General features: G+C 45.5%; 24 protein-coding genes. 22 read left to right on the top strand and 2 right to left on the bottom strand.

The window, feature by feature from the left end; genetic code table 11:
* The first annotated feature begins 218 nt into the window (after positions 1-218).
* The 17 genes from tnpA to LRL21_RS13410 all read left to right on the top strand — a co-directional run bounded on the left by tnpA (position 219) and on the right by LRL21_RS13410 (position 16,709).
* Positions 219-632, top strand: coding sequence for an IS200/IS605 family transposase (tnpA, locus tag LRL21_RS13490; protein WP_240416298.1), 414 nt, complete (start codon positions 219-221; stop codon positions 630-632).
* Complete coding sequence (tnpB, locus tag LRL21_RS13485) at positions 626-1,699, top strand: IS200/IS605 family element RNA-guided endonuclease TnpB (protein WP_240416297.1); 1,074 nt, start codon at positions 626-628, stop codon at positions 1,697-1,699. Before tnpA ends, tnpB begins: the two co-directional genes overlap by 7 nt.
* 156 nt (positions 1,700-1,855) lie before the next feature.
* Positions 1,856-2,569, top strand: a complete 714-nt coding sequence (locus tag LRL21_RS13480; RefSeq protein WP_240416296.1) for a FadR/GntR family transcriptional regulator — start codon at positions 1,856-1,858, stop codon at positions 2,567-2,569.
* 965 nt (positions 2,570-3,534) lie between these two features.
* Positions 3,535-4,281, top strand: coding sequence for a (Fe-S)-binding protein (locus LRL21_RS13475; RefSeq protein ID WP_240416451.1), 747 nt, complete (start codon positions 3,535-3,537; stop codon positions 4,279-4,281).
* Positions 4,262-5,776 (top strand): LutB/LldF family L-lactate oxidation iron-sulfur protein, encoded by a 1,515-nt coding sequence (locus tag LRL21_RS13470; RefSeq protein ID WP_240416295.1) that lies wholly within the window; start codon positions 4,262-4,264, stop codon positions 5,774-5,776. Before LRL21_RS13475 ends, LRL21_RS13470 begins: the two co-directional genes overlap by 20 nt.
* A complete protein-coding gene (locus LRL21_RS13465) occupies positions 5,766-6,710 on the top strand; it encodes a LutC/YkgG family protein (protein ID WP_240416294.1) in 945 nt (314 codons plus the stop codon). The genes LRL21_RS13470 and LRL21_RS13465 overlap by 11 nt, the downstream gene beginning before the upstream one ends.
* Before the next feature lie 275 nt (positions 6,711-6,985).
* The gene (locus LRL21_RS13460; protein WP_240416293.1) at positions 6,986-7,708 is read left to right on the top strand and encodes a response regulator transcription factor; all 723 of its coding nucleotides are present in this window, start codon (positions 6,986-6,988) and stop codon (positions 7,706-7,708) included.
* 20 nt (positions 7,709-7,728) lie between these two features.
* Positions 7,729-8,277, top strand: coding sequence for a SiaB family protein kinase (locus LRL21_RS13455; RefSeq protein WP_240416292.1), 549 nt, complete (start codon positions 7,729-7,731; stop codon positions 8,275-8,277).
* Between the two features lie 15 nt (positions 8,278-8,292).
* Positions 8,293-8,682: a DUF1987 domain-containing protein gene (locus LRL21_RS13450; protein WP_240416291.1), complete on the top strand. Its 390-nt coding sequence runs from the start codon at positions 8,293-8,295 to the stop codon at positions 8,680-8,682.
* An 8-nt stretch (positions 8,683-8,690) separates the two neighbouring features.
* Positions 8,691-9,683, top strand: coding sequence for a sensor histidine kinase (locus LRL21_RS13445; protein ID WP_240416290.1), 993 nt, complete (start codon positions 8,691-8,693; stop codon positions 9,681-9,683).
* A 2-nt stretch (positions 9,684-9,685) separates the two neighbouring features.
* Complete coding sequence (locus tag LRL21_RS13440; RefSeq protein WP_240416289.1) at positions 9,686-11,500, top strand: SpoIIE family protein phosphatase; 1,815 nt, start codon at positions 9,686-9,688, stop codon at positions 11,498-11,500.
* Between the two features lie 213 nt (positions 11,501-11,713).
* On the top strand, positions 11,714-12,469 hold the full coding sequence (locus LRL21_RS13435; protein WP_240416288.1) for an IclR family transcriptional regulator: 756 nt from the start codon (positions 11,714-11,716) through the stop codon (positions 12,467-12,469).
* A gap of 42 nt (positions 12,470-12,511) precedes the next feature.
* Positions 12,512-13,285, top strand: a complete 774-nt coding sequence (locus LRL21_RS13430) for an SDR family NAD(P)-dependent oxidoreductase (protein ID WP_240416287.1) — start codon at positions 12,512-12,514, stop codon at positions 13,283-13,285.
* Between the two features lie 48 nt (positions 13,286-13,333).
* Positions 13,334-14,254, top strand: coding sequence for a fumarylacetoacetate hydrolase family protein (locus LRL21_RS13425; RefSeq protein WP_240416286.1), 921 nt, complete (start codon positions 13,334-13,336; stop codon positions 14,252-14,254).
* Positions 14,255-14,367: 113 nt separating this feature from the next.
* The gene (locus LRL21_RS13420) at positions 14,368-14,688 is read left to right on the top strand and encodes a UxaA family hydrolase (RefSeq protein WP_240416285.1); all 321 of its coding nucleotides are present in this window, start codon (positions 14,368-14,370) and stop codon (positions 14,686-14,688) included.
* A gap of 50 nt (positions 14,689-14,738) precedes the next feature.
* Positions 14,739-15,899, top strand: coding sequence for a UxaA family hydrolase (locus LRL21_RS13415; protein WP_240416284.1), 1,161 nt, complete (start codon positions 14,739-14,741; stop codon positions 15,897-15,899).
* 15 nt (positions 15,900-15,914) lie between these two features.
* On the top strand, positions 15,915-16,709 hold the full coding sequence (locus LRL21_RS13410; RefSeq protein ID WP_240416283.1) for an SDR family NAD(P)-dependent oxidoreductase: 795 nt from the start codon (positions 15,915-15,917) through the stop codon (positions 16,707-16,709).
* Positions 16,710-16,919: 210 nt separating this feature from the next.
* On the opposite strand, the gene LRL21_RS13405 is transcribed toward LRL21_RS13410, so the two are convergent.
* Positions 16,920-17,843, bottom strand: a complete 924-nt coding sequence (locus LRL21_RS13405) for a response regulator (protein ID WP_240416282.1) — start codon at positions 17,841-17,843, stop codon at positions 16,920-16,922.
* Positions 17,844-17,847: 4 nt separating this feature from the next.
* On the bottom strand, positions 17,848-19,158 hold the full coding sequence (locus tag LRL21_RS13400; protein ID WP_240416281.1) for a sensor histidine kinase: 1,311 nt from the start codon (positions 19,156-19,158) through the stop codon (positions 17,848-17,850).
* 200 nt (positions 19,159-19,358) lie between these two features.
* On the opposite strand from LRL21_RS13400, the gene LRL21_RS13395 reads away from it, so the two are divergent.
* The 5 genes from LRL21_RS13395 (at position 19,359) to LRL21_RS13375 (ending at position 26,025) form a co-directional block, all read left to right on the top strand.
* Positions 19,359-20,624: a cation:dicarboxylate symporter family transporter gene (locus LRL21_RS13395; RefSeq protein ID WP_240416280.1), complete on the top strand. Its 1,266-nt coding sequence runs from the start codon at positions 19,359-19,361 to the stop codon at positions 20,622-20,624.
* 24 nt (positions 20,625-20,648) lie between these two features.
* Entirely contained in the window at positions 20,649-22,073 is a 1,425-nt protein-coding gene (gene aspA / locus LRL21_RS13390; RefSeq protein ID WP_240416279.1) for an aspartate ammonia-lyase, read from the top strand.
* 176 nt (positions 22,074-22,249) lie between these two features.
* A complete protein-coding gene (pckA, locus tag LRL21_RS13385) occupies positions 22,250-23,818 on the top strand; it encodes a phosphoenolpyruvate carboxykinase (ATP) (RefSeq protein WP_240416278.1) in 1,569 nt (522 codons plus the stop codon).
* Between the two features lie 444 nt (positions 23,819-24,262).
* On the top strand, positions 24,263-24,856 hold the full coding sequence (locus LRL21_RS13380) for a PilZ domain-containing protein (protein ID WP_240416277.1): 594 nt from the start codon (positions 24,263-24,265) through the stop codon (positions 24,854-24,856).
* A 134-nt stretch (positions 24,857-24,990) separates the two neighbouring features.
* Positions 24,991-26,025, top strand: a complete 1,035-nt coding sequence (locus LRL21_RS13375; RefSeq protein WP_240416276.1) for a LacI family DNA-binding transcriptional regulator — start codon at positions 24,991-24,993, stop codon at positions 26,023-26,025.
* Positions 26,026-26,027 lie beyond the last annotated feature (2 nt).

Raw genomic sequence — 26,027 nt, 5'->3', positions numbered from 1 at the left:
TATCCGTTTTATATAGCACATTATCGTTGATCATGATGATATGTGGAATTGTTATGGTAACAGGATATACTTTTAACAGGAAGTTGTCAGAATTCCCCCACTTCTAAAGCTTCTAAATTGGCGAGATGAATGGCAATGGTCTTCCTTCATTGACTATTCCATCCTAAAACGCTAGAATAGTAGTATTCAGTCGTATTACAAAAAAGGTTGTGTTATCAATGGAATTAGACTCTAATAACCACTCAGTATTCTCGCTTCATTATCATCTTATTCTAGTCGTAAAGTATCGCAGAAAAGTAATAGGTGATGAAATATCGAATAGGCTGAAAGAGATATTCGAGTATATTCAGCCCAATTACAATATCACGCTGCAAGAATGGAATCATGACAAGGATCATGTTCACGTTCTTATGAAGGCTCATCCCAATACCGACATTTCCAAATTCCTGAATGCTTATAAAAGTGCTTCCTCTCGACTTATCAAGAAAGAATTCCCCATTATTCGTGAACAACTGTGGAAGGAATATTTTTGGTCGAGAAGCTATTGCCTTATCACTACGGGTGGTGCGCCTATTGATGTAATCAAAAAGTATATTGAAACTCAAGGCCAGAAAGGTGTGAAAACTTGCTAAAAGCCTACAAATACCGCATCTATCCCAACCATGAGCAACAACAATATCTAGCGAACGTATTCGGCTCTGTCCGATTCATCTTCAATAAGATGCTTGCTGATAAGATCGAACACTATAAGCAAACGAAAAAGATGCTTAATACGACACCTGCTTCATACAAGAAAGAATTCCCGTGGCTGAAAGAAGTGGATAGCCTTGCATTAGCAAACGCTGGGCTCAACCTAAATAAAGCCTATAAGAATTTTTTTCGTGATAAGAACGTAGGCTTCCCAACATTCAAAAGCAAGAAGAGGAACAACAATAGCTTCACAACGAACAATCAGAACGGAACGATAGCCATTGAAAATGGAACTATCAAAATTCCCAAGCTGAAGACAAGAATCAGAATCAAGCTACATCGTCAAATCACGGGTCTAATCAAATCATGCACCCTATCCCAAACACCATCAGGAAAATACTTTGCTTCCGTGCTGTTTGAAACAGAGCGAACACCTATGCCGAATACAGAAAACAGGATAGGCGTTGATCTAGGACTGAAAGACTTTGCGATAACTTCGGAAGGTGAAGTTATCGCTAATCCTAAACATCTTCGTAAATCTGAAAAACGATTAGCCAAGTTGCAAAAGGAGTTGGCGAAAAAGAAGAAAGGGAGCCATAACCGATATAAAGCAAGGTTGAAGGTTGCCAAGCTTCATGAAAAAATATCTAATCAGCGTAAAGACTTCTTACACAAAACGTCAACCAAAATGATACGCGATAACCAAGTGATCGTTATGGAAGACTTGCGTGTAAAGAACATGATGCAGAATCACAAATTAGCTAAAGCCATATCAGAAGTATCTTGGAGTTTGTTTCGATCGATGCTCGAATATAAGGCTAACTGGTACGGCAGAAAATTGATTATTGCACCAAAAAACTTTGCAAGTAGCCAATTGTGTTCCTGCTGTGGTTACAAAAACGCAGAAGTGAAAAACCTTGCCGTACGTGAATGGACTTGTCCTGAATGTCGTACACAACACGACAGAGATATAAATGCGGCTGTAAATCTTTTGAAATTAGCAATGTAAATTGCACGTATCGGGTTAGGAACTAGCCTATAAGCTTGGGTAAACTTGGAGCAGTAGCTCTATTGACCAAGAAGCACCCACCTCATAGGTGGTGTGTAGTTCACTAATGATTTCAACGAATGCAGACATTTTGTATGGAGAAAAGAGGCGTATGGGTTGGATATTCAAAAAATATCTTCACGTAAAATATATGAAGTGATAGCGGATCAAATCAAGGAGCAAATTGTCAGCGGACAGTTGAAGCCGGGAGAAAAGCTTCCTTCTGCAAAGGAGCTTTCGGAAAGATTTCAGGTAGGCAGATCTACACTGCGTGAAGCGTTAAGCGCTTTAAAGGCAATGGGACTTGTTGAAATTCACCAAGGTGAAGGCAGCTATGTACGAAGCATAGAATCACAGGATGTAGACTTGCCTGTATTTGATGCGCTGCTGATGAATCGGGAGACGGTCATTGAGCTGATTGAGGCGCGCAAGGCACTGGAAATATCCAATGCTGCACTGGCCGCAGAGAAACGAAATGCAGAGGATATCGCCAAGTTGGAAGACATTATTCGCAATATGGAAAATTTCCTTGGCAATGAACAGGAGGGGGAGCGCTCTGACCTGTTGTTTCATTTGACATTGGCACAAGCGGCGCATAATTCAATCATGGCACGGATGATCGATTCAATATCTACGCAAATGCAGACGGCTATCAGAGAAACGAGACGGCTTCAGATGTATGCCAACAAAACCGTATCGAAGCAGCTGTGGGAGGAGCATAAAGCGATATTTGAAGCGATTCGTGACCAGGAGCCTGCAGCTGCCCAGGAAGCGATGCGCAAGCATTTGTTCCATGTCGAACAGGTTTTGCTGAAATTTTTGAAAAAATAAGATCTTGTCTAGCCATATATAGATGGCAATATTCATATACATAGGATCATAGAGCAATTGAACGAAATTGGCAGGTATTGGGGAGCTAAGTTAAATATTTAGGCTTTTAGTCCAAAAAACGGAATTATCTGAATATTTACAATAATCTAATAATATATTAATATGAATTTAACAAAAGAACAGCAGCACACACAATAAGCACCCCAAATCACTACAGCAAGCCATCAAACTTCCAGCTTACATTCGTTTACAAGTTTCGGTACAGAGGTTACAACCTCTGGTTACTGAAAGCAATCATACAAATGATGTTGTAATGATACTGTATGGAGAGGGGATAGTCCAATGACGTAGGTAAGCGAAGCATGCTTAATCTGAAGCCATCCGAGCATGCGGGGACCCAGTGACATAACAAGCTATTATCCAATGGCCAATCGAATGGTTACGAGCTTAATCAAAGCCGTTAACAAGTTTCAGTTCAGGGTGCTTGAAGTTAACCTTGGTGCTGAAAGTAAAATAAAAGCAAAGGATCTGAAGGGAGAGGGGATAGTCCAATGACGTAGGTAAGCGAAGCATGCTCATTTCCGAAGCATTCAGAGCATGTGGGGACCTCAACCTGAAACCGAATGACCGAAACCGAGCAATAGCAACAAAAATTTAAAACCTTAATAAATTTGATCTGATGATGTTCATTCTGAAGATGTTCTGATGATGTAAGGTAAATGAATGGAGCTTAAGAAAAAAGTGAATAGAAATACCACATAAAGGTCCCTGTTTATTGGAAAATAGACAGGGGCGTTTATTATTTGTGCATGGATAATCGATTACATAGAGTACCCTTGCAAGGACGCCGATGCCGAGCAGCGGTTTTTTGCTGTTTTTTATAAAAAGGCTTTCAAAAATTCAACATATCTGATAACCTGATAAGTATAAGAGTGATGGTTAATTTAGAGAAGGTAGGTATCCAGATGCGAGTCTCCTTGTTTATTACTTGTTTGGCGGACCAGCTGTATCCCGAGGTTGGTGAAAGTGTCGTAAGGCTGTTAACCCGTTACGGGTGTGAGGTTGACTTTCCAGAGCAGCAAACCTGCTGTGGGCAGCCGGCTTTTAACAGCGGCTATCAGGATGAGGCAAGAGAAGTTGCACGCGGGCTGATCCGCGCTTTTGAGCATAGTGACTATGTGGTATCCCCTTCCGGCTCCTGTACCGGGATGGTTCACCACTATTATCCGCAGTTATTTGCCAATGAGCCTGAATGGCTGTTGAAGGCTGAGCAGCTGGTGGAAAAGACGTATGAATTTTCGCAATTTTTGGTAGGCGTACTTGGTGTAACGGATCTAGGCGCACAATTTGACAAGAAGGTCACTTACCATCCTTCCTGCCATGCGATGCGGTTGTTGGGTGTTAAGGAGGAGCCGGGCGCTTTATTATCGAAGGTTCAGGGGCTTGAGCTGATCGAGCTTCCGAAAAAGGAGGATTGCTGTGGCTTTGGCGGTACCTTTGCCGTCAAAATGGCGGATATGTCCGAGGCAATGGTATGCGAAAAGGCAGGAAATGTATGCTCGACCAGTGCAGAAGTGCTGGTAGGAACGGATATGGGCTGCCTGATGAATATCGGTGGGGCTTTGAATAAAGATAATAAGCCGATTCGTGTGATGCATTTGGCGCAGCTGCTTGAGGAAGGAGTGAAGCGTAATGAGTCAGGTAGAAACTAGGCAGCTCATCGGAAGCGGTTTAAAGCAGCGGACGGAAGAAGCATTGGCTGACGATTTTTTGCGGAAGGCGGTTGCGTTCACAACGGATAAGCTGAAGACCGGAAAGCTGAAGGCGACAGATGATTTTGGCGATTGGGAGCAGTGGCGTGAGCGTGGACGATTGATTCGTACCCATGTTATTGATAATCTGGATTATTATTTGACCCAGTTCACGGATAATGTATCCAAAGCGGGCGGGCATGTGTACTTTTGCCGGACTGCCGATGAGGCCGTAAAAACCTTTATGGAACTTGCCGAGAAACGGAAGGCAAAGCTGGTTGCCAAAGGCAAATCGATGGTGTCCGAGGAAATTCATCTGAATCACCATTTGGAGGATCATGGGATCGAAGCGATCGAGACGGATCTAGGCGAATATATTTTGCAGCTTGCCAAAGAAACGCCATCGCATCTGATTATTCCTGCGATTCATAAGAACAAGCAGCAGATTGCCGACCTGTTCAACGAGGAGTCCGGGGAAAGCTTTCCTCCGGAAACGAGGGTTCTTGCCGATTTTGCCAGACAAAAGCTGCGTAATTATTTTCTGGAGGCCGATATTGGCTTGACAGGCTGTAACTTCGGTGTAGCTGAATCCGGCTCGATCACGCTTGTATCCAATGAAGGAAATGGTCGAATGGTCAGCACGATACCGAAGTCGCATGTAGTCATTATGGGAATGGAGCGGCTGGTTCCTACTTTTGATGATCTGGAGGTAGTACTGAATCTGCTGGCGAGAAGCGCTACGGGACAGAAGCTGACAACCTATACCTCCATGATTACAGGGCCGCGGCGTGAAGGCGAGCTGGATGGGCCTGAAGAGCTCCATCTGATTATATTGGATAATGGACGTTCCGAGCAGCTTGGCGATCCCGTGTTCCAAGAGGTTCTGAACTGTATCCGCTGCGCGGCCTGTCTGAATGTTTGCCCTGTGTATCGGCATGTTGGTGGCCATACCTATGGCAGCGTGTACAGTGGACCTATCGGAGCTGTATTGACTCCGCTGCTGCAGCAGGATATGAAGGAAGCCGGTGAGCTGGCCTATGCTTCAAGCTTATGCGGAGCTTGCTATGAGGCATGCCCAGTGAAAATTCCGCTGCATGATATGCTCGTACAGCTGCGTAATCGCAAGGTGAAGATGGGGCTGACCCCGTTTGCCGAGCGTACTGCTTTTAAGACATTTCAAACTGTGTTTGGCAACGTCAAGCTGTACAAGGTAGCGATGAATTCCGCTTACTATTTGCAGAAGCCGTTTATTAGCAAAGGCTTTATCAAGAAAGGTCCGGGACCGATGTCGGGCTGGACGCAGTCTCGCTTCTTTCCTATGAAGCCCAAGGAGTCGTTTCGGGATAAGTGGAATAAGCTGCAGCAGGAAATGAAGTCCTCTGCGGGAAGCGCTGCTGCTCCTATTGCGGCATCTACGGCAGACTCGAAGAACAGAGGTGAGCATCATGACCATTAAGCCTGGACAGATTCGTGGCCGCGATTCTTTTATCGCGAATATTTCTTCAAGATTGGGGCGAAAGTCGCCTGATGCCGTGGCACCGGAGCATCCTTACAGAGGAGCGCCTGCATTTTATAAAGAAATTGAACGGACAACCGAGGAGAAAATTCAGCTTTTTACCGATAACTGGACAGCTTTGACAGGCAAGGTACTTGTCGTGGAAGCGGCGGAGGCAGAAGAGAAGCTCGGGATATGGCTGCAGCAGATCGTGGAGGAGCTGCAGGTTAAACGGGTTTCGCGCTGGCAGCATGCCGGTTTGATCGGGCTGAATGTGGACGGTGCGCTGTCCGCTGCGGGAGTCGAGGTAGTCCCCTGGACTCTCGGATCGAGTGCGGTGGATGGAGGCAGCACACCAAGTGCGGATACTTCGAGCTTCAACGGCACCGTTGGGCCCGATTCGACAATTTCTGCGGAACAAGCCGATGTGCAGCCGATTGAAGCCGACTCTGTGGATCCAAGCAAGCTTGAAGCGACGGCGGATTCCGGTCCTGTTGAGCTGTCTTCGGTACATACCGACAAGCAAGGAGCAGCTCCTTCGAACTGGCAGCAGCGCAGTCGGCTGCTGCAGCGGACAGAGCGATGCGAGATGGGCATCATATGGCCTGATTATGCGGTAGCCAACACGAGTACGCTTGTACTGCAATGCTCGCCTGAGCATGGTCGTTCCGTAAGCCTGCTGACCGATATATTATTCGCTGTTTTTCGTGCTGATCAGCTTGTAACACGAATGGGTGAAGCTTTTCAGCAGGTTACGAATGGCAAGCTTGATGCCAGTCAATATGCTTCCTCTCTTAATCTGATTACAGGTCCGAGCCGCAGCGCGGATATCGAGAATGATCTGACAATCGGTATTCATGGGCCTGGCAAGGTATATGCAGTTATTATCAAGTAAACCAAATATATCATTATGGCTCCAATAAATTGAATATAAGGGTGAGAAGCAGTGTCGGTTTGTGTCGAAACCGATGGTGCTTGTCGCTCTTTTTTTTCGTATAAATGCTTCACAGGTTATTCATATTCGCCAAATCCTTACATTTTTCTTAAAATAGTAGTTCAAATGATATGCTTGTAGAAGTATAATAGAAGTAATGATTTTTTATGCGAAATGCTTACATCTTGCAGGTGTATGAGTAAATGACAAAATGTGTCTACATAAGGGGTGAAATCATGTCAGGTGAATTAATATTGCTAGTAGAGGATGATCGGGAAATCAGCAGCTTGATTGAGCTCTACCTTCGTAAGCAAGGATTCAACGTGGTTATTGCCGAGGCGGGAGAAGAAGCCCTCGATCAATTTGAGCACAGCACACCCGCATTGATTCTGCTGGATATTAATTTGGATGGTATGAATGGGTTTACCGTGTGCAAGGAAATCCGCGAGGTTTCCAACGTTCCAATTGTATTCATTAGCTGTAATAAGGATTCCGACGATATTGTGGAGGGCTTGAAGCTGGGTGCTGATGACTACATTACAAAGCCATTCGACCCCGAGGTCATGGTAGCGAGGGTACAGGCCAATCTTAGGAGAGCACCGATTTTTCGCAGGGGGACGACTCCGGTTAAGAAGGACGAGCAGAGAATTCTTTCTTTTGATGGATTGACTGTGGATCTGGTTAATTTCCAGGTGCATGTTAATGGTATTCATGTTCCACTTTCTGCGAAGGAAGTGCAGCTGCTTATATTTTTGGCGCGACAGCCGGATCAAGTATTTTCATTGGATGAGCTTTATCAAAATATTTGGGGAGCAGAGAGCATATCCGATACTCGTACCGTGATGGTTCATATTAGCAGTCTGCGCAAAAAACTGGAAACTCCTGTTGCTCAGTTCAAGTATATTCATAACATTAGGGGGATCGGTTATAAATTTAATTCATATCTGCCCAAATCTTAAAATAGAGGTGTAGACAAACCATGAACCATAAATTATTGGAGCTGCAAACCTTATTGCGCGAGAATAGTCTATTAATCACCTTTTCAGGTAAATTCACTCAAAGCATAATAGAAGAGCTTGGTGAGGCGGTTAAGAAATACTTGGAGACTGAGAAACGCCCGCAAAATGCGATTTTCGACTTGTTCTCGATTTTTATTGAGCAGACACAAAATATAAAAAATTATTGTTCGTTGATGCAGGATTCTGATTTTGGTGAACGTATCTCGGAATCTTGTATTGTAACCATAGGCAAAACCGAGACTGGCAATTATGTTTGCTCCGGCAATCAGATTCAAAATTGTGATACTGCGAAGCTGATCAAGGCATTAGACGAGATTAACCTGCTCGATAAGGAAGAATTAAAAAAGATGTACAAGATGAAACGCAAGCAGGATATTTCATCGCTGGAAGGTCCGGGAGCTGGATTAGGTTTAATCGATATTGCCAGAAAGGTTAAGCAGCCATTGGAATATACGATCACCGAACTCGACTCGCAATTTTCCTTTTTTACATTAAAAGCAACTGTATAGAAAGTAGGTGAATAGATGTTAGACGTATTGCGTATTGAAGCTACAAGAAGCACACCGGAGATTTTTTTCAATCCGACCAATCATAAGCTATCTGTTCGCGGACAATCCTATCCTGAAAATTCGTTTAAATTTTACGAGCCTATTCTACAATGGGTTGAACAATATTTACTAACTCTCGGTGGCGAAAAGGTTGAGATCGAATTTTGCCTGCCTTACATCAATACAAGCAGCTCGAAGTGTATCATGATGCTGTTAGAAAAGTTCAATAAAGCGTTTCATGAAGGCAAGGCTTTGAATTTGAACTGGTTTTGCAGTGAGGATAATGAAAGTGAAATCGAATGTGCGGAGGAATTTAAGGAAGATCTGGAGCTGCCATTTCAAATCATTGCACAGAAAGAGGTTTGAATCCGGCAATGGATCAAGAAAATCTGTTTGGAAATGAATGGCAAATATTGGAGTCGTCCCGTCAAGTTATGGAGGATGCAGCCTACGCAGGCAACGAGCTGCTGCCTGAATTCACCAAGCTGGTGAATGATTATGAGCGCCTCATCAAGCTGACGACCAAAATATTCAAAATCAGCGACATCCAGGGTAAAAACATCAAGCAGCACGAGGATGAAATGCGCCAAATGAATCATGATCTGCAGCATCTGGAAAAATCGCGTCGTAAGCTGATGAGTGATATTTCACATGAGCTCGGTACACCGATGACCTCTGTTCAAGGTTATGTCAAAGCGATGCTGGATGGCGTGATTGAACCCGGTGAGCCGCATTTACGGATGATTTATAACAAGGTGCTGCTCGTAAATGACCTGGTTGATGACTTGTTTGAGCTGTCCAAGCTTGAAGCAAGCAAAGCTATTTTCCAATTTTCCGAATACCCGCTGGACCAGGTGCTGGATTTGCTACGGGGGAGATTTGAGCTTGAAGCGGCGGACCGCGGCTATCAGTTTAGTGTCGAGGATTTTCAAGAAAATATCCCGCAGGCTGGATATGTCTCGATTTCGATAGATTTGAAACGATTTGAGCAGGTTATGAATAACTTTGTAAATAATGCGTTTCGTTATACGGCCCCCGGAGGGATGATCAAAATCCACGGAGAGGTTCATATTGAGGAGCATGAGGTGCTAGCCAATGGACTTCCCTGTCAGGTTACCTTCAAGGTAAGCGATTCAGGAGAGGGAATTGATGAGGAGGCACTGCCGTACGTTTTTGATCGTTTTTATCGTGCTATTAAAGCCAAATCGAGCACGACTCCGGGAACCGGGCTTGGACTGGCCATTGCCAAGGAAATCGTTCAACAGCATAAAGGGCAGATCGGCGTTAACAGTGTGAAAAATCACGGCTGCACGTTTTATTTTACATTACCGGGAACGATTATTCTGAATCAGGCTTGGGAGATATAATCATGAGCGCAAAAGATCAAAACCTGATGAAAGTTATCCTAATCGCGAGCATCATTATTGTGCTTTCTATTGTAATTGCTGGCACAAGCGTATACATTATTGCAGAAAAAGAAGTGGTCAACAAGCTGAAAAGCAAGGATTTGGTGCGGATTGCCGAGTCGGTCGCTTCCAAGGTCGATGGCCGCCTTCAACGAGCTAAAGAGTCATCGCTCATGTTGGCTAAGGACCCTGAGCTGATCAATTGGCTGGCTGATGGTGAGAAGGACGAGAAGCTGCGAGGTCATGTTATTGAAAAGCTTAACAACCTGGCTACCGGTTTTGACTACAGCAACGGTTTTATAGCAAGTAAGAAAACGGGTAACTATTGGATAGAAAATGGACAGGCGAGTAAGGTGTTGTCAGAAGGCAATGCCGCTGACCAATGGTTTTATAAAACAGTCGCCTCCAAACAGCAGGTTACACTTAATTTGGATTATAACGAAGTGCGGCAGGATACCTTTGTGTTTGTGAATGTACTTGTGGGTAAAGCAGATGCGCCCGTTGGAGTAGCAGGTATTGGATTAAGCCTGAAGGAGCTGGCAACCAATTTTGCCGACTACAAGTACGGTGCCAAAAGTAATATGTGGCTGATCGACAACAGCGGCAAAATTTACTTGTCAGATGATATCAGCAAAGTGGGGACAATGGTGTCCACTCTTGTTCCTGAACAGCTCGCTCAACAAATGCTCGGACAATTAAATCAAGCTGACTCCAATGGTCAGCAACCCGTAGTCCTTGATTATATGGATAATGAAGGACAGAAGATGGATTTGATCAGCTTTCCACTCAAATCGACAGATTGGAAGCTGCTGTTTCAAATGCGACGGAGTGATTCGGTTTCGTTTCTTGATACGATCAAAATTAATACAGGTATTGCGTCACTGCTGTGCATCCTGGCTATGATCTTCATGTTTTATTTCGTTACACGCAACCTGGCCAACCCCTACAAGAGGGCTCTGGAGCTTAATCGCAAGCTGGAGCAGGCAGTTCAGGAGCGCACGAAGCAGATATCCGAGCAGAAGCAGAAGCTTACTGACAGTATTGATTATGCCAAGCGAATTCAGGATTCCATACTGCCTTCACGTGAGGAAATCGAGGGTGTGCTGCAGGATCATTTTGTATTGTGGGAGCCCCGTGACGTTGTAGGCGGTGATTTTTATTGGATGAAGCAGACCAATGACGGCTACTTACTGGCAATTGGTGATTGCACGGGTCATGGTGTTCCAGGCGCCTTGATGACGATGATTTCCATCTCCATCCTTAATCGTATTGCTGAGACGGCAGAGTCTATGGACCCGGCATCTATTTTGCAATCTATGAACCGATTGATTAAAGAAACGCTGCACCGTGAGCATGGAGATTTGATGTCGGATGATGGTCTTGATATTGGGCTTTGTTTCGTCAAAGGGGATCATCTAACATTTGCCGGCGCCAAAACCTCCCTGTATATGAAGAACGATCAGGAATTGACGGTGATCAAGGGTGATCGCAAAAGCATAGGCTCCGTCAGAACGAATAACCAATTCAACTTCGCGAATGCCGAACTTACGGTAAGCACAGGTGCTTCCTTTTATATGACTACAGATGGTTATCTGGATCAGAACGGCGGCGTCAAGAATGTATCGTTCGGCAAGCAAAAGCTGATGGAAATGATCGAGCAATTCCATGGTAAACCATTGGGCGAGCAGGAAGCTTTGTTCCGCAGCCGTCTGATGGATTATATGGGCGATGAGCCGCAGCGGGATGATATTACGATATTAGGCTTCAAAATTTCCTGAAAAAAAGCTTTCAATTCATACAATCTACTGATTCGGGATCGTCCTCTATTAGAGGGCGGTCTTTTTCTTTTCCGTATGAATGGAAGGAAGAAAAATGTTTGGGCAATAATCCATTGACAGACGAAATGGCTGGTGTTAGGATTAAAATGTAGATTATACAAAACTATGGTTTATTATACAAAACCACATTCGTTATTCATCTTGGGAGGGAATATGGACAAAAAGTATTGGGTACCGGCTTTGGACAAAGCTAATGATATCCTGCTGGCCATTTCCGGGCAGCCCTCCAAGCTGAAGCTGATTGATCTCTCGAAGCAGCTTGGCATTAACAAAAGCTCGATGTTTTCGTTACTAAATACGATGGAGCAGTTGGAATGGGTAGTTCGGGATGCAGAGGGAACTTATTCTCTGGGGTCCAAGCTCGGGTTTATCGGAAACGCTTTTTTCAAGCAATTCAGTTTAATAGAACGGTTTCGTAAGGAAGCGTCGATCACGAAGCATACGATTCAGGAAACGATTCAACTAGCCAGACTGGAAGGGCATGAGGTGCTGTATCTGGCCAAGGAGGAAATGCCTTCCCCGGTTCGATTAGCTTCCGAGCCTGGTATGAAGCTGCCTGCTCATGTGACGGCACTTGGCAAAGCCCTGCTGGCTGATCTGGAGACGACGGTCATTGAAAGTCTGTTCCCGGATGAGTCGCTGCAGCCTTGCCCGACACCACACACGCTTAAAAATCGCAGTGACTTGATTACGCAGCTGGAGCTTTCCCGTGAGCATGGTGTTGCATTTGATCTGCAGGAAGCAGTAATGGGTTTTTGCTGTGTGGCGGCACCGGTTAGAGATACGCAGGGGCAGGTCATAGCGGCGATCAGCTGCTCGATGTTTCAGCATGAATGGGAGCAAAAGCGGGAGCTGGCGCAGCGTGAAATTTGTGCCTTGGCTGCGAGGCTTTCACATAGTTCTGTTTAATATTCATGGAAATTCAATATCCATCGAAAGGAATGATAATGAGTGAGATTAGACAATAAAATCGTTTTGATTACGGGTGCTGGATCAGGTATCGGCAAAAGCTCGGCGCTGCTGTTCGCCAAAGAAGGCGCTACAGTCATTGTGAATGACCTGGTTGAAAAAGGCGGTCTTGAAACCGTGGAAGAAATTCATCAGGCTGGAGGCAAGGCACTTTTTATCCAGGCAGACACCACGGTTCCAGAATCGGTAAAAGCGATGGTGGATCAGGCTATCGACACCTACGGTCGTATTGATGTCTTGTTTAATAATGCAGGGGTAAGCGGTATCGGGGCCATTCATGAGGTAGAACCGGAGGATTGGGATCGTGTTATCAGGATCAACATTCGCGGTGTGTTTTTGCCGTGTAAATATGTGCTGCCGTATATGATGGATCGCCGTGAAGGCTCAATCATTAATATGTCCTCCTGCATAGCCGAAATCGGCCTGGGCCGTCGCGCATCCTATTCAGCAACCAAAGGCGCTGTATTGTCGCTCACCAAATCGATGCAGGTTGATTACGCACCCTACCAGATTCGCGTTAATGCACTGCTCCCGGGCACGATTCTGACACCTTTTGTGGAAAATTATTTGCGTACTTCCTATGACGACCCGGAGGAAGCGATCAATTCTCTCAAGAAACGCCAGCTTAGCGGTGACTTGGGCAGACCTGAGGATGTGGCCAAGGCAGCATTGTTCCTGGCTTCGGATGACTCCCGCTTTATGATGGGCTCCCCGCTGTATATTGATGGCGGCGTTGTTTTTGGTAAAAATGCTTAAGCTTTAATACGGCTAAATCTAACAATATATGATGGAGGAATGAAACTTATGAAACTGCTTACTTTTATTGAAGAGGGTCAACAAAAGCTGGGTGTAAAGACTGAACAAGGGATCGTACATATTACATCTGCCCTTGAGGAGATTCCGGCACTGGAAGGTCAAGTCGTCCCGCAAACGGTACATGAAGTAATTGATGGTGGTGCAGATGCACTAGCAGCTCTTGCTGCCTATGTGGATCAAGTACTATCAGCTGCTGATCGTGGTCCAAGCGCTCATGTGCTGGTTGAGTCTGAGCTGACATTGGGACCGTGTGTGACCCATCCGAATAAAATCATCTGCGTAGGCTTGAACTATCGGAAGCATGCCGAAGAAACCAATGCGCCGATTCCGCAATATCCAATTCTTTTTAACAAATTCAATAATACGCTAACGGGCCATGGTGCTGATGTATCACTTGCGGAAAGAGTGACTAGCAAGGTGGACTATGAGTGTGAATTGGTTATTGTCATCGGAACCAAAGCCAAGTATGTAACCAAGGAAGATGCACTAAGCCATGTGTTCGGTTACTGCAACGTGAATGATCTGTCCGCTCGTGATTTGCAGCTGCGTACTCAGCAATGGCTGCTTGGCAAAAGCCTGGATGGTTTTAGTCCGCTCGGGCCTTACCTGGTGACAGCTGATGAGGTTGGCGACCCTAACAATCTGGGCATTCGTACACTTGTTAACGGTGAGCAGCGCCAAAACTCCAATACGTCGGATATGATCTTCCATTGTGATGAAATCGTCAGCTATATTTCTCAGCATATGACGCTGGTACCGGGAGATATTATTTTGACTGGAACTCCTGAGGGTGTCGTATTGGGCTTGCCTGAGGACAAACAGGTTTATTTGAAAGACGGCGATGTCGTGACAATTGAAGTGGAAAAACTGGGTACATTAACGAACCGGATGGTAGCCGAACAACGGTAATGTCACAATACGGGTAGACGGGATGCTTACGTAGTCTGTTTTTTACGAAAAATTCCGGTTCATGCTTACGATCCCAGCTTCTTAAGGAAGCTATCAGGAGGTTATCAATTACAATGGCAGGACATCAAATTGAAGCAGGGGCAGACGCACTGGTCATGGATCCAAGGGATCATGTTGCTACAGCGATCAAGGATTTGGAGCAGGGGAGCAAGGTTGCTTATCGTGTACAGGATGCGGTTCATGAGCTTGTGCTGGTGGATGCGATTCAATTCGGTCATAAGCTGGCGATCTTGGACATTGCCGAAGGTACCGACATTCGTAAATACGGCGAAGTGATCGGCAGAACGACGACCGCTATTCGTGCGGGCGAGCACGTTCATGTCCATAATGTGGAAGGTATTCGTGGACGCGGCGATCAAGCGCCTAAGGCTTAATAATATAGCAGGTGAGCTTCTGCTTGGCAGACTCAAAGGAGGAATTTGTAATGGAGCATATGATGGGCTATAGAAGACCGGACGGAACCGTAGGTATCCGCAATCATTTATTAATCATTCCCACTGTGATTTGTGCCAATCAGGTGTGCAGCCGTATTATGCAAATGGTACCGGAAACGATAGCGATTCCGCATCAGCATGGCTGCAGCCAGATCGGTGCGGATAAGGACCGGACTTTCGATATGCTGGCAGGTACAGGCAAAAATCCGAATGTTGGCGGCGTCATCATCATCAGCTTGGGCTGTGAGGTGATCGATCCTACGCAGCTGGCAGATTCAATTCGTGCGACGGGTAAGCTGGTTGAGGTATTTGATATTCAGTCTGTCGGCGGTTCTGTTAAAGCGATTCAGCACGGTGTTGAGCTGGCGAAGAAGATGAAGCAGCAGCTGGATGCGATGGTGTCGGAACCGATTCCTTTCAGCGAGCTGATCATTGGCGTCAAATGCGGCGGTTCTGACGCAACCTCGGGTCTTGCTTCCAATCCTGCATTAGGTGCAGCAGCGGATTCTCTGATCCAGGTTGGCGGGGGTGTCGTAATTGGAGAAACTACGGAAATTATCGGGGCTGAGCACGTTCTGGCTTCCCGCTGTGCCACACCCGAAACCTCCGACATGCTGTACACCATCGTCAACCGTTTTGAAAAAGAAGTGGAGCGAATGGGCGCAGATATGCGCGGTGGCAACCCAAGCCCGGGCAACATTGCAGGAGGCTTAACGACCATTGAGGAGAAGTCCCTGGGCTGTATCAGCAAATGCGGTACGGCACCTATTAAGGGGATTATCGAATATGCCGAGACGATTCCGAAGCATGGGCTGTATTTTATGGATTCTCCGGGTAATGACATTGAATGCGTATCCGGTATGGCTGCAGGTGGAGCCCATCTCGTATGCTTTACAACCGGACGCGGTACACCCACCGGCTCTGCGGTTGTACCTGTTATCAAAATTACCGGAAACACACGGATGTTCGAGCGGATGAGTGACAATATGGATGTTAATGTCGGTGACATGCTGGCAGGGACACTAAGTCTGGAAGATGCCGGAGAAATGATTTGGGAAGAAATTAAAGCGGTAGCGAACGGCAAGCTGACGAAGGCTGAAATTCTCGGTCATACCGAATTCAGTATCAACCGTATCGGACCGAGCTTATAAGGGAGGCCTATATAAATGGGAAGATTAGCAAATAAGGTTGCCCTGGTAACGGGCGGCAGCCGTGGAATCGGTGAAGCCGTGGCACTGCGGTTGGCTGAAGAGGGCGCTCATGTAGCTGTCAACTATACGTCAGATCGTTCACGTTCACTTGCAGAAAAGGTAAAAGAACAAATTCAGGCATTAGGCGTCAAATCGATGATCGTACAGGCGGATGTTGGTGATAGCAAGCAGGTGGAGTCGATGTTCGAGCAGGTTCGTGAGGAGCTGGGCGATATTGAAATTCTGGTCAATAATGCTGGAATAGCACCGTTTGAACCGTTTATGAAGCTGACTGAAGAGACTTGGGATCGGACCTATGCGACGAACGTCAAATCGATTTTCCTCTGTTCCCAGCTTGCAGCCAAGACGATGGTGGAAAAGCGTTACGGTAAAATTATTAATGTGCTTTCCACGGCGAGTCTCGTGGTAACAAGTCCGGTGATTCCTCATTATCAATCGTCCAAGGCAGCCGCACATATGTTAACCAAAGGGATGGCTATCGAGCTCGGCAAGTACAACATTAATGTAAATGCAGTCGGACCAAGCACTGTGGATACCGATATGTGTACGGACTTTTTGGCGGACCCGCAAATTCGTGCCAAAGAGATTGAGGCTAATCCGATGAAGCGGCTGGGCACATCCCGGCAAATCGGAGATGCTGTCGTATTCCTCGCTTCCGATGAAGCGATGCAGATTAATGGTCATCTGTTAATGGTTGATGGCGGATTAACAGTAAAAGCGGCTCAACCGGAAGATCATATGGAGCATTAGGGTTGACAGTTGTATCCATATACAAATCATACGAAATAAAAGCTCTTCGGTTGCTCCCGAAGAGCTTTTTTTCATATAGATAGATGATGATGAGGCCTATGTGATAGCTATGGACTACTATGCCGCTATCTTTGATCGGTTTTCATAGTTGCATCAAAACCCATTATGCTCCCTACATCTTGCAAAGAGACCCTATGGCGTCCAATTTCATCAGCTCATTAACTTTCTTGACTCTAAGTAAAGGACCTGAATAAACTTTTTTGTGTTTTGCCGGATTATGCTGAGAGAAGAAGTTTCATCATTTTCCAGTGCCTTCATTTTTTTTCGGATATCACTCAGGTCAAAAAACTTTGTCGAGTATTGCTCGAATTTCGGATTCGAATAATCGATCAATCCAAGGGATGATAAGTGGGTTAGCGCTTGATTCACTGCTCGCCGCACCCGTTGCTCGGCCGCTTTGATCTCTTTATTCAAGTCGATCGTCGAAGCGGAGGGGCCTAATTTTTTCAAGGCAATTTGATGGTATATTTCATGAAGCTGCGGAAAGCCCTGTTCCTGTGAGTGATCGGCCTCATAACGGTATAAATAATCGAGCATCTCCAGCAAGTCTTTGCTGCCGGCTTCCCCTATCAGTCCGAGATCTGATAACATATAGTTTCCGCATGTAATGATATTTTTTTCAATGGAAGAAGGATCCTTCTCCGTTAATTCGCCGCTGAAGCCGACAGCACGGAGAGATTTTTGAATATTTCGTAAGGATTGGTGGATGAGCAGTAATTCAGTAACCTTTCTAATAACGGAAATAACTTCCAAACGGTTTATGGGCTTGGTGATATAATATTCAATTCCGCAGGCATACGCCTTGACTATCATTTCCTTCGACTCCACTTGAGAAATCATAATGATTTTTCCTTCAAAGCTCCCGGATAGTTTGCGAACGGTCTCTATGCCGTCACGAATGGGCATTAGTAAATCGATAAGCATGATGTCTACTTGCTGGAGTTCGAGCAAAGTGATGTCAACATGCGCCCCGTCTGGAGCTTCGCCTACCACACTTCCTAAATCCCCATCCTCGATAATTTGTTCCAGCATGGAACGGATAGCCGGATCGTCATCGACAATAAAAAAACGCATCGCGCTACTCTTCCTTTCCTATTTGGCCAATCGGCAATGTGATGGTAAAAACAGTACCTGCGCCTTCGGTGTTGTCTTGGACTTGAACGTTTCCGAGCAAACGCTCTGTTTCCTGCTTCACATAAACCAAACCGATTCCCGTTGACGGATTGCCAGCTTTATCGAATTTGGTCGTATAGCCGGGCATGAAGATTTTCTCTCGATTCTTCGGCGTAATACCTAAGCCATTATCGGCGACACTGAATACAATAACATCTTTTTCTCGTTTAACGCATATTCGGATCATGCCCTGTTCCTCAAACGCTTCTACGGCGTTGGCAACCAAGTTATTGAACAAAGACAAAGCTGTATACACATGACATAAAGGTAAGATCCCCTCGGTTTGCAGTGTGAATTCGATCTTCTTGCCAAGCGACTGGGCATATTTCTGATTGGAGCGCATAACGATATCGGCCAATTCTTCGACCGGCATATAATCGCTTTCATGCGAAATCAGGCTGGATAAACCCGCATATATCCGCTGATTGTCCTTTTTGATCTCATGAACCTCACCGGCTATCCGGAGAGCTTTTTGTGCTAAATCTTCATGAAAAACATGCTGTGCTTCATTCAAAGATTGATACAGCTCGTAGCTGTCACGAGTGATATTTTCTGCGTTGTGCAGCGTTTTCTTCAATTGAATGGTTTCCTCGTAAAGCTCAGAAATAAGCATGAGCATCTTCTCGTTTTCTTTACGCTTCTGCTCCTCAGCCGCTTTCGACTGCCTCAACTTGACCAAATTGAAAAAACCAAGAACAAAAAAACTCCGAAAAAAAGCAATGAGAATAATCTGATTCCAGGTTGCGAAAGTCGTTGTTTGCTCTGTCGAATAACGCAGCAAAAGCTCTACCAACGTCGCGGCAATTTCACAAGCCACACCAAATGCGCCAACAAGAAGTGGTCGGTTATGGCGAAGGTTCATTCGAGCTGCCGCGAAGGCAATCGCATAGGTCAAATAGTAAAAGAACACCGGATAATGATGCTGAAAAGCAGCTCCCCAGTTCCAATACGGCTCGAGTACCCAATCAAGTCCCATGCGAAAAATCGTAACCGAGCTGCCAACAAGTAATCCGGAAATAAGCGGTGAGGGAGAACGGAGCCAGAGTAGGAATAGAAAAAAGGCAGGGGTGCCCAAACTTACTCGAAAATCAGTTTGAAACGGGTAAAAATTTAATTCGCCAGCGATCGGAACCGAAATGACCATTAGTGTTAATAGAAGCCATTTTTCTTTCAAGGCGGTTTTCCAGCCTCCTTTTCTTAACAGCTTAACAGACATTCGACATCATAGGTATGATTCCTCCATAGATACTCCTTTTTCTTCAGTATTCCAAAAACAAGATGAATAATTCGACGAAGGGTGAAACAAAAAAAATTGCTCAACATGTAGATTCATATAGATTGATGTAGATTCCCCATACAATAAACTCATTAACACAAAAGAAAGCGCTTTATATTTTACGAAAAAGGGGAATTATTATGAAAAAATTCGGTTTGGCTTTTCAAATCTTATTTGGATTACTATTAGGGGTTATTATTGGGGCCATTTTTTACGGTAACCCAACCATCGAAAGTTATTTGAAACCAGCTGGAGACATTTTCATTCGTTTGATTAAAATGATTGTCGTTCCCATAGTCGTTTCCTCTCTTATTGTCGGAGTAGCAGGAGTAGGGGATATTAAAAAGCTTGGAAGACTTGGAGGGAAAACTCTTCTATATTTTGAAATCGTCACCACAATTGCTATTATTTTTGGCTTGGTTATAGCGAATATCTTTCAGCCTGGAGCCGGAATCAATATGGCTGGTCTAGCTAAGTCAGATATTACGAAATATGTCGAAACAATGAAAAATGTGACCAGTCACAGCTTTGCCGATACATTTGTTAATATCGTTCCGAAAAACATTTTTGAATCATTAGTAGCCGGTGACATGCTTGCCATCATTTTTTTCTCAGTATTGTTTGGGTTGGGCGTTGCTGCGATTGGCGAAAAAGGAAAGCCGGTTTTATCTTTTTTCCAGGGTGTTGCCGAATCGATGTTCTGGGTGACGAACCAAATTATGAAATTTGCACCGATCGGTGTATTCGGGTTGATTGGCGTAACCGTATCCAAATTCGGTGTCGGTTCTTTGATTCCTTTGGGAAAATTGGTGCTTGCCGTGTATATCGGTATGTTCCTGTTTGTAGTTATCGTGTTTGGTTTGATTGCTAAGCTTTGCGGTACCAGCCTTATGGCAATTGTTCGCATATTAAAAGATGAACTCATTCTGGCTTTCTCTACAGCAAGCTCCGAAACGGCACTTCCCAAGATGATGGAAAAAATGGAGAAGTTCGGCGTACCGAAGGCAATCACGTCATTTGTCGTCCCTACGGGATATTCGTTTAATTTGGACGGGTCCACGTTATATCAAGCGATAGCCGCATTATTTATTGCACAAATGTATGGGATCCATATGTCGATTAGCTCTCAAATCATGTTGATGCTTGTCTTGATGCTTACTTCAAAGGGAATTGCTGGTGTTCCAGGTGCTTCGTTTGTCGTCTTGCTTGCCACGCTTGGATCTGTCGGGATTCCGCTTGAAGGTCTAGCTTTTATCGCTGGTATTGATCGTATTCTGGATATGGCCCGGACAGTCGTCAATGTCATCGGCAATTCTATGGCCGCGGTGGTCATGGCTAAATGGGAAGGCCAGTACGACAAAAACAAAGGAAAGAAATATTTAGAGTCCGTCAAGCAGGCTGCGTAAGAAAATAACGAGGGGGAATCAATCATGACAACAGCTGAGCAAAGGGTAGAAAAAGATTTTCTTGGCTCTAAGGAAGTGCCGTCCGACGCCTATTATGGCATTCAAACACTGCGCGCAGTAGAAAATTTCCCAATAACCGGCTACCGTATTCACGAAGAATTGATACGTGCGATGGCAACCGTTAAACATGCGGCGGCTGCAGCGAACATGGAAATTAGGCAGTTGAATCCGCAGATTGGGCAGGCAGTTGTGCAAGCGGCACAGGAAATTATGGATGGTAAATGGCATGATCAATTTATCGTCGATCCGATACAAGGCGGAGCAGGTACGTCAATCAACATGAATACCAATGAGGTCATCGCCAACCGGGCGATTGAGATTCTCGGGGGAATCAAAGGCGATTATTTTAAAGTAAGTCCCAATTCGCATGTGAATATGGCTCAATCGACCAATGATGCTTTTCCGACGGCGATTCATATTGCCACACTTTCTTTAATTGAGAAGCTGCTAGTGACGATGGAGGAGATGCTCACAGCATTTCGTAAAAAAGCCGTGCAATTCGATGGGATTATCAAAATGGGGCGGACGCATCTACAGGATGGCGTGCCGATCCGACTCGGGCAGGAATTCGAGGCCTACAGCAGAGTACTCGAGCGGGATATCAAGCGGATAAAACAAACTCGCGGCCATCTGTACGAAGTCAATATGGGTGCAACAGCCGTTGGAACCGGACTGAATGCCGATCCCCGCTACATTAAGCGGGTTGTGGATTTGCTTGCTGAGCTCAGCGGGCTGCCGCTTACCAATGCTGATCACCTGGTGGATGCAACTCAAAATACAGATGCCTATACCGAAGTGTCAGCCGCATTGAAAGTTTGCATGATCAACATGTCTAAGATTGCCAACGACTTACGAATGCTCGCCTCCGGACCGCGTGCTGGGCTCGGGGAGCTGAATCTGCCTGCACGGCAACCCGGTTCGTCCATCATGCCAGGCAAGGTCAATCCGGTCATGGCTGAGGTCGTCAATCAGGTAGCGTTCCAGGTCATCGGGAATGACCATACGATTTGTCTTGCCTCCGAAGCAGGGCAGCTTGAGCTTAATGTGATGGAGCCTGTACTCGTATTCAATTTGCTTCAGTCGCTCAGTATGATGAATCAAGCCTTTAAAGTATTCCGTGTGCATTGTTTGGAAGAAATCGAAGCGAACGTAGAGCGCTGCAAAGAGTATGTGGAGAAAAGTGTTGGGGTCATTACCGCGCTCAACCCGCATCTGGGCTATGAAGTCGTAGCAAGGATCGCGCGTGAAGCGATTCTAACGGGGCGTCCGGTTCGGGAGCTATGCCTTCTATATAATGTCTTAACGGAAGAGGAGCTACAAATTATTCTCGATCCATATGAAATGACGAACCCAGGCATCGCAGGAGCGGAGCTATTGGGCAAGTACTAAAGAGGAGCATGCAGAAAAGGTCGTAGTGAACGGTATCGGTGCTGCGGGCCTCGCTTGCTCTAAGATGCTGCTCGCCGCCGGCGTGCTCTCTTAGCGTAGATTAGGCGTGACTACTTATGACTCGGACTGCAAAGAGCAGCAATGTTTGGATAACACAATGAAGGGAATTGATGAGTATGGAAGCCAAGTTGCAGCAGTTGAAAATAGATAGGGTCAGTAATAATTTGCCCGTATCCCAGCTGGTCGAAATTGCATTAGAACGGAAGGAAGGGGTTCTTGCTTCCTCAGGAGCCTTACAAGTAAACACAGGAAAATATACCGGACGTTCCCCAAAAGATAAGTTCATTGTCCAAGAACTTTCCGTAATGGATCATATAGATTGGGGGGCTGTGAATCAACCCATCTCACAGCTTCAGTTCGAGCGGCTCTACCAAAAGGCGCAAGACTATATGTCGGATAAGGATTTGTTTGTATTTGACGGCTATGCCGGGGCGGATTCGGAGTATCGGTTACCCATTCGCATCGTGAATGAATATGCCTGGCATAATTTATTTGTCCGGCAGCTTTTTGTTCGTCCGACACAGGAAGAATTGCAAACCCATAGTGCGGAGTTCACCGTGATCGCACTGCCGGGCTTAAAAGCTGATCCGGAAGTGGACGGCACGCGCTCTGAAACATTTATCTGTCTTTCCTTTGAAAGGAAATTGGTTCTCATCGGAGGGACCGAGTATGCAGGAGAGATGAAAAAATCGATTTTTAGCGTTCTGAATTATTTACTCCCTTTCCGGGACGTTTTTCCGATGCATTGTTCAGCTAATGTGGGCGAGAAAGACGATGTTGCTTTATTCTTCGGGTTATCCGGAACAGGAAAAACGACGCTTTCCGCTGATACAAACCGCCGTTTGATTGGGGACGATGAGCATGGTTGGACCGATCAAGGGGTCTATAACTTTGAAGGCGGATGTTATGCCAAGTGTGCCAATCTATCCGAAGAAAAGGAACCTCAAATTTGGCAGGCTATTCGTTATGGTTCGGTTTTAGAAAATGTCGTTCTGGAACCAGAGACAGGCAGAGCGGATTATAACGATACTCGGACGACAGAAAATACGCGAGCCGCTTATCCAATCGATGTAATTCCTGGTGCAGTCATCCCAGGGAAGGCGGGTCATCCGAACGTCATCATTTTATTAACAGCTGATGCTTTCGGCGTGCTGCCTCCTATTTCGAAGCTGACGAAGGAACAGGCGATGTATCACTTTTTGTCAGGGTATACTTCGAAGTTGTCAGGTACCGAAAGAGGAGTAACGGAACCGGAGGCGACATTTTCCACTTGCTTTGGGGCACCTTTCCTTCCGCTCCATCCAACTGTGTACGCAAGGCTATTGGGTGATAAAATTGAAGAGCACCAAGTTAAAGCGTATTTGGTTAATACTGGGTGGTCCGGCGGTCCCTACGGTGTAGGAAAGAGGATGAACTTAACTTTCACCCGTGCGATGGTCACCGCTGCTTTAAACGGAAGTATCGAGCAAGCAACGTTTACAGCCGATCCGATCTTTGGTGTGCTCTGTCCCGATTTCGTAGAGGGTGTTCCAAGCAATGTTCTTGTTCCCCGTCATACTTGGCAGGATCAAGAGGCGTATAAGAAGGCCGCTTTGGATTTGGCTGAACGGTTTACTCGCAATTTTGAGAAATTTTCCAATATGGAAAAAGAAATTATTACTGCCGGTCCAAAATTCCAATTCTAAATTGAATCTATATAGCGACCGCCTTTCCTACACTCTCTCCATAGCGTTTGAACTAATTTTATAAACGTGGTAGACTTTTTCCTGAGGTCGCCTCTTTCAAATCAAATTCTGTGGTGGAATTGATTTTACCGAAAGAGCGTCCTTTTTTCAATTTTTAGCTTCCTGATTTTAGTTAATCAACAGGCGTGCTATGTGATGTCTTTATGGCAGAACCGCTCTTAGGGCTAAAAGAAGCGACAGACAGCAATGAAAGATGTCCTCGCCAACGCACCCACGTATGGGTTTAGATAAGGACCAAGCCACAACCTGGAATCAAACTTCTTGAGCGTTCGACAAGATTTGATGAATTTCGTCAAGAAAGCTAATCAATTTCTAATAGTTACCTCAAACTTTTTGAAACATTTTCACGTATAGTAAGTGTATAGCTTAAGTGGAGGTGTTCTTATGAGAGACATTCAATTATTACACAAAGGAAAAGTTTATCATGGACGCATAGGATATGATCAACCAGATATGATGGAAGTTGAAACCTTAAAGCCTGTAGAATTTGCAAGAGGAGATAAAGTGTTATGCTTTGATTTCCAAAGACGCCAACTGACAAAGGTTTTATATGCATCCTCAACAAAGCTGATTCTGGCGACAGCAGAATCGGAATTGTTTAACATAGGAAAACGGCCAGAGAAAGCGTATGAAGACTTTATGAATGACGATATGGAACCGATAAAAAGCTTTAAATTGAACACCTATGCGACACTCAACGATGATTTTAAAATTACTGCTGTTCGGATTTCGGATGTAAGCCAAATCGGAATTGGCCTGGAGGTCAACGATTTTTCGATCAAGCTGAACCATGTGTACGATACCAGAATATTTTGCGACGATGAATGCATCATGCCCAAAATTATCGTACGTTACGCCCACATTCTGGAGAAAACGATTCGTTACGGAGCTGAGATTCACAAGATCTCACCGAGTGATTTGAATAAATTTCAATATTATGTGGCAACTCAGCAATTTAAACAGTTAATGCACGCTTAACACTTTTATAACATTTTAACAAACGCTGGGGGTTGATCCCGGCGTTTTTTGTTGCATTATGTTTGAATGATGAAGCTGAGAAAAGTATTGCCGCATCATATAACACGTGTTATATTGAGTGTGAGGTGTTCATCATGACGGGTAAAAGAGTAACCAGCTTTGATGTAGCCAAACGTGCCGGGGTATCCCGAAGTGTTGTTTCGGCTGTGTTAAATGGAACCCGGGGAATTGGGGTTGGTGAGGAAAAGCGAAAGGCTGTATTGGAAGCGATTCGTGAGCTGAATTATCAGGTCGATGCACAGGCAAGAGGGATGAAGACCGGTCTTAGCCGCTGTCTGGCTGCGTATGGCAATGTGACGAATTTGCTTTTCTTGCAGGTGCTGGAGGGGATGCAGGCCGCTTGTGAAGGTCAAGGTTACCATGTACTGCTGTATCCGTTCGGACCGTCGGAGCACCAGAAGCTGGAGGGATTGCTCGATTTGTATCTGCAGCGGCGGATAGATGGCATTGTCGCTCTGGACCGCCCGCATCAGGTAAGTGAATCCTGGGTGGAATTGGTGAACAGCCACAAGCTGCCTTATATATCTGTAGAAGGTTATCCCGAGCATGACCAGATTACTTCGGTTTTAATGGATTATAGGGAAAGTATTCACCGTGCGCTTGATTTTATATGGGAACGAACGGGGCTGGCCCCTGTATATCTCGAGATGTACCATGAGCATATTCAGCTTGGCAGCGGGGATCGTCAGCGGCGGCAAGCCTACGAGCAATGGATGACGGACAAGCAATTGGAGCCCTGCACGCTTTCGGCGGCAGACGGTCCATGGGAGCATAGGCGTGAATTTTGGACAGAGTGGGTTTCTGAACGCAGCAAGCCATCAGCCGTATTGACTAACTGGTCAAGAGGGGCCGTGTATGTATGCCGTGCCGCGCAGCTGCTTGGAATTGAGGTTGGCCGCGACATTCATGTGATGGCAGCCGACAATACGGAGCGGATCAATCAGCATATGTACCCGACGATTACGTCCGTAGAGGTTCCTTATGTAGAGATGGGCCGTCTGGCCGCGGAACGAATACTGGAAACGATCGACGGTCGCAGAGCGTATACAGATCATAGTGATATGATGGTGTCCTCACAGCTAATAGTTAGAGATAGTGTCGGCAGCTAATT

The organism is Paenibacillus periandrae, assembly GCF_022458865.1.
GTDB classification, from domain to species: domain Bacteria; phylum Bacillota; class Bacilli; order Paenibacillales; family NBRC-103111; genus Paenibacillus_S; species Paenibacillus_S periandrae.
The sequence above is the reverse complement of the archived record's forward strand: the minus strand, read 5'-3'. Positions and strand labels throughout refer to the sequence as shown.

Excerpts from the sequence above, each read along its gene's own strand:
- pckA (WP_240416278.1), top strand. The coding sequence starts at position 22,250 with ATGGAAGCCAAGTTGCAGCAGTTGAAAATAGATAGGGTCAGTAATAAT.
- LRL21_RS13445 (WP_240416290.1), top strand. The coding sequence starts at position 8,691 with ATGGATCAAGAAAATCTGTTTGGAAATGAATGGCAAATATTGGAGTCG.
- LRL21_RS13470 (WP_240416295.1), top strand. The coding sequence starts at position 4,262 with ATGAGTCAGGTAGAAACTAGGCAGCTCATCGGAAGCGGTTTAAAGCAG.
- LRL21_RS13440 (WP_240416289.1), top strand. The coding sequence starts at position 9,686 with ATGAGCGCAAAAGATCAAAACCTGATGAAAGTTATCCTAATCGCGAGC.
- LRL21_RS13375 (WP_240416276.1), top strand. The coding sequence starts at position 24,991 with ATGACGGGTAAAAGAGTAACCAGCTTTGATGTAGCCAAACGTGCCGGG.
- LRL21_RS13425 (WP_240416286.1), top strand. The coding sequence starts at position 13,334 with ATGAAACTGCTTACTTTTATTGAAGAGGGTCAACAAAAGCTGGGTGTA.
- LRL21_RS13395 (WP_240416280.1), top strand. The coding sequence starts at position 19,359 with ATGAAAAAATTCGGTTTGGCTTTTCAAATCTTATTTGGATTACTATTA.
- tnpA (WP_240416298.1), top strand. The coding sequence starts at position 219 with ATGGAATTAGACTCTAATAACCACTCAGTATTCTCGCTTCATTATCAT.
- LRL21_RS13465 (WP_240416294.1), top strand. The coding sequence starts at position 5,766 with ATGACCATTAAGCCTGGACAGATTCGTGGCCGCGATTCTTTTATCGCG.
- LRL21_RS13400 (WP_240416281.1), bottom strand. The coding sequence starts at position 19,158 with ATGTCTGTTAAGCTGTTAAGAAAAGGAGGCTGGAAAACCGCCTTGAAA.
- LRL21_RS13455 (WP_240416292.1), top strand. The coding sequence starts at position 7,729 with ATGAACCATAAATTATTGGAGCTGCAAACCTTATTGCGCGAGAATAGT.
- LRL21_RS13450 (WP_240416291.1), top strand. The coding sequence starts at position 8,293 with ATGTTAGACGTATTGCGTATTGAAGCTACAAGAAGCACACCGGAGATT.
- LRL21_RS13380 (WP_240416277.1), top strand. The coding sequence starts at position 24,263 with ATGAGAGACATTCAATTATTACACAAAGGAAAAGTTTATCATGGACGC.
- aspA (WP_240416279.1), top strand. The coding sequence starts at position 20,649 with ATGACAACAGCTGAGCAAAGGGTAGAAAAAGATTTTCTTGGCTCTAAG.
- LRL21_RS13420 (WP_240416285.1), top strand. The coding sequence starts at position 14,368 with ATGGCAGGACATCAAATTGAAGCAGGGGCAGACGCACTGGTCATGGAT.
- LRL21_RS13460 (WP_240416293.1), top strand. The coding sequence starts at position 6,986 with ATGTCAGGTGAATTAATATTGCTAGTAGAGGATGATCGGGAAATCAGC.
- LRL21_RS13410 (WP_240416283.1), top strand. The coding sequence starts at position 15,915 with ATGGGAAGATTAGCAAATAAGGTTGCCCTGGTAACGGGCGGCAGCCGT.
- LRL21_RS13435 (WP_240416288.1), top strand. The coding sequence starts at position 11,714 with ATGGACAAAAAGTATTGGGTACCGGCTTTGGACAAAGCTAATGATATC.
- LRL21_RS13415 (WP_240416284.1), top strand. The coding sequence starts at position 14,739 with ATGGAGCATATGATGGGCTATAGAAGACCGGACGGAACCGTAGGTATC.
- LRL21_RS13475 (WP_240416451.1), top strand. The coding sequence starts at position 3,535 with ATGCGAGTCTCCTTGTTTATTACTTGTTTGGCGGACCAGCTGTATCCC.
- LRL21_RS13405 (WP_240416282.1), bottom strand. The coding sequence starts at position 17,843 with ATGCGTTTTTTTATTGTCGATGACGATCCGGCTATCCGTTCCATGCTG.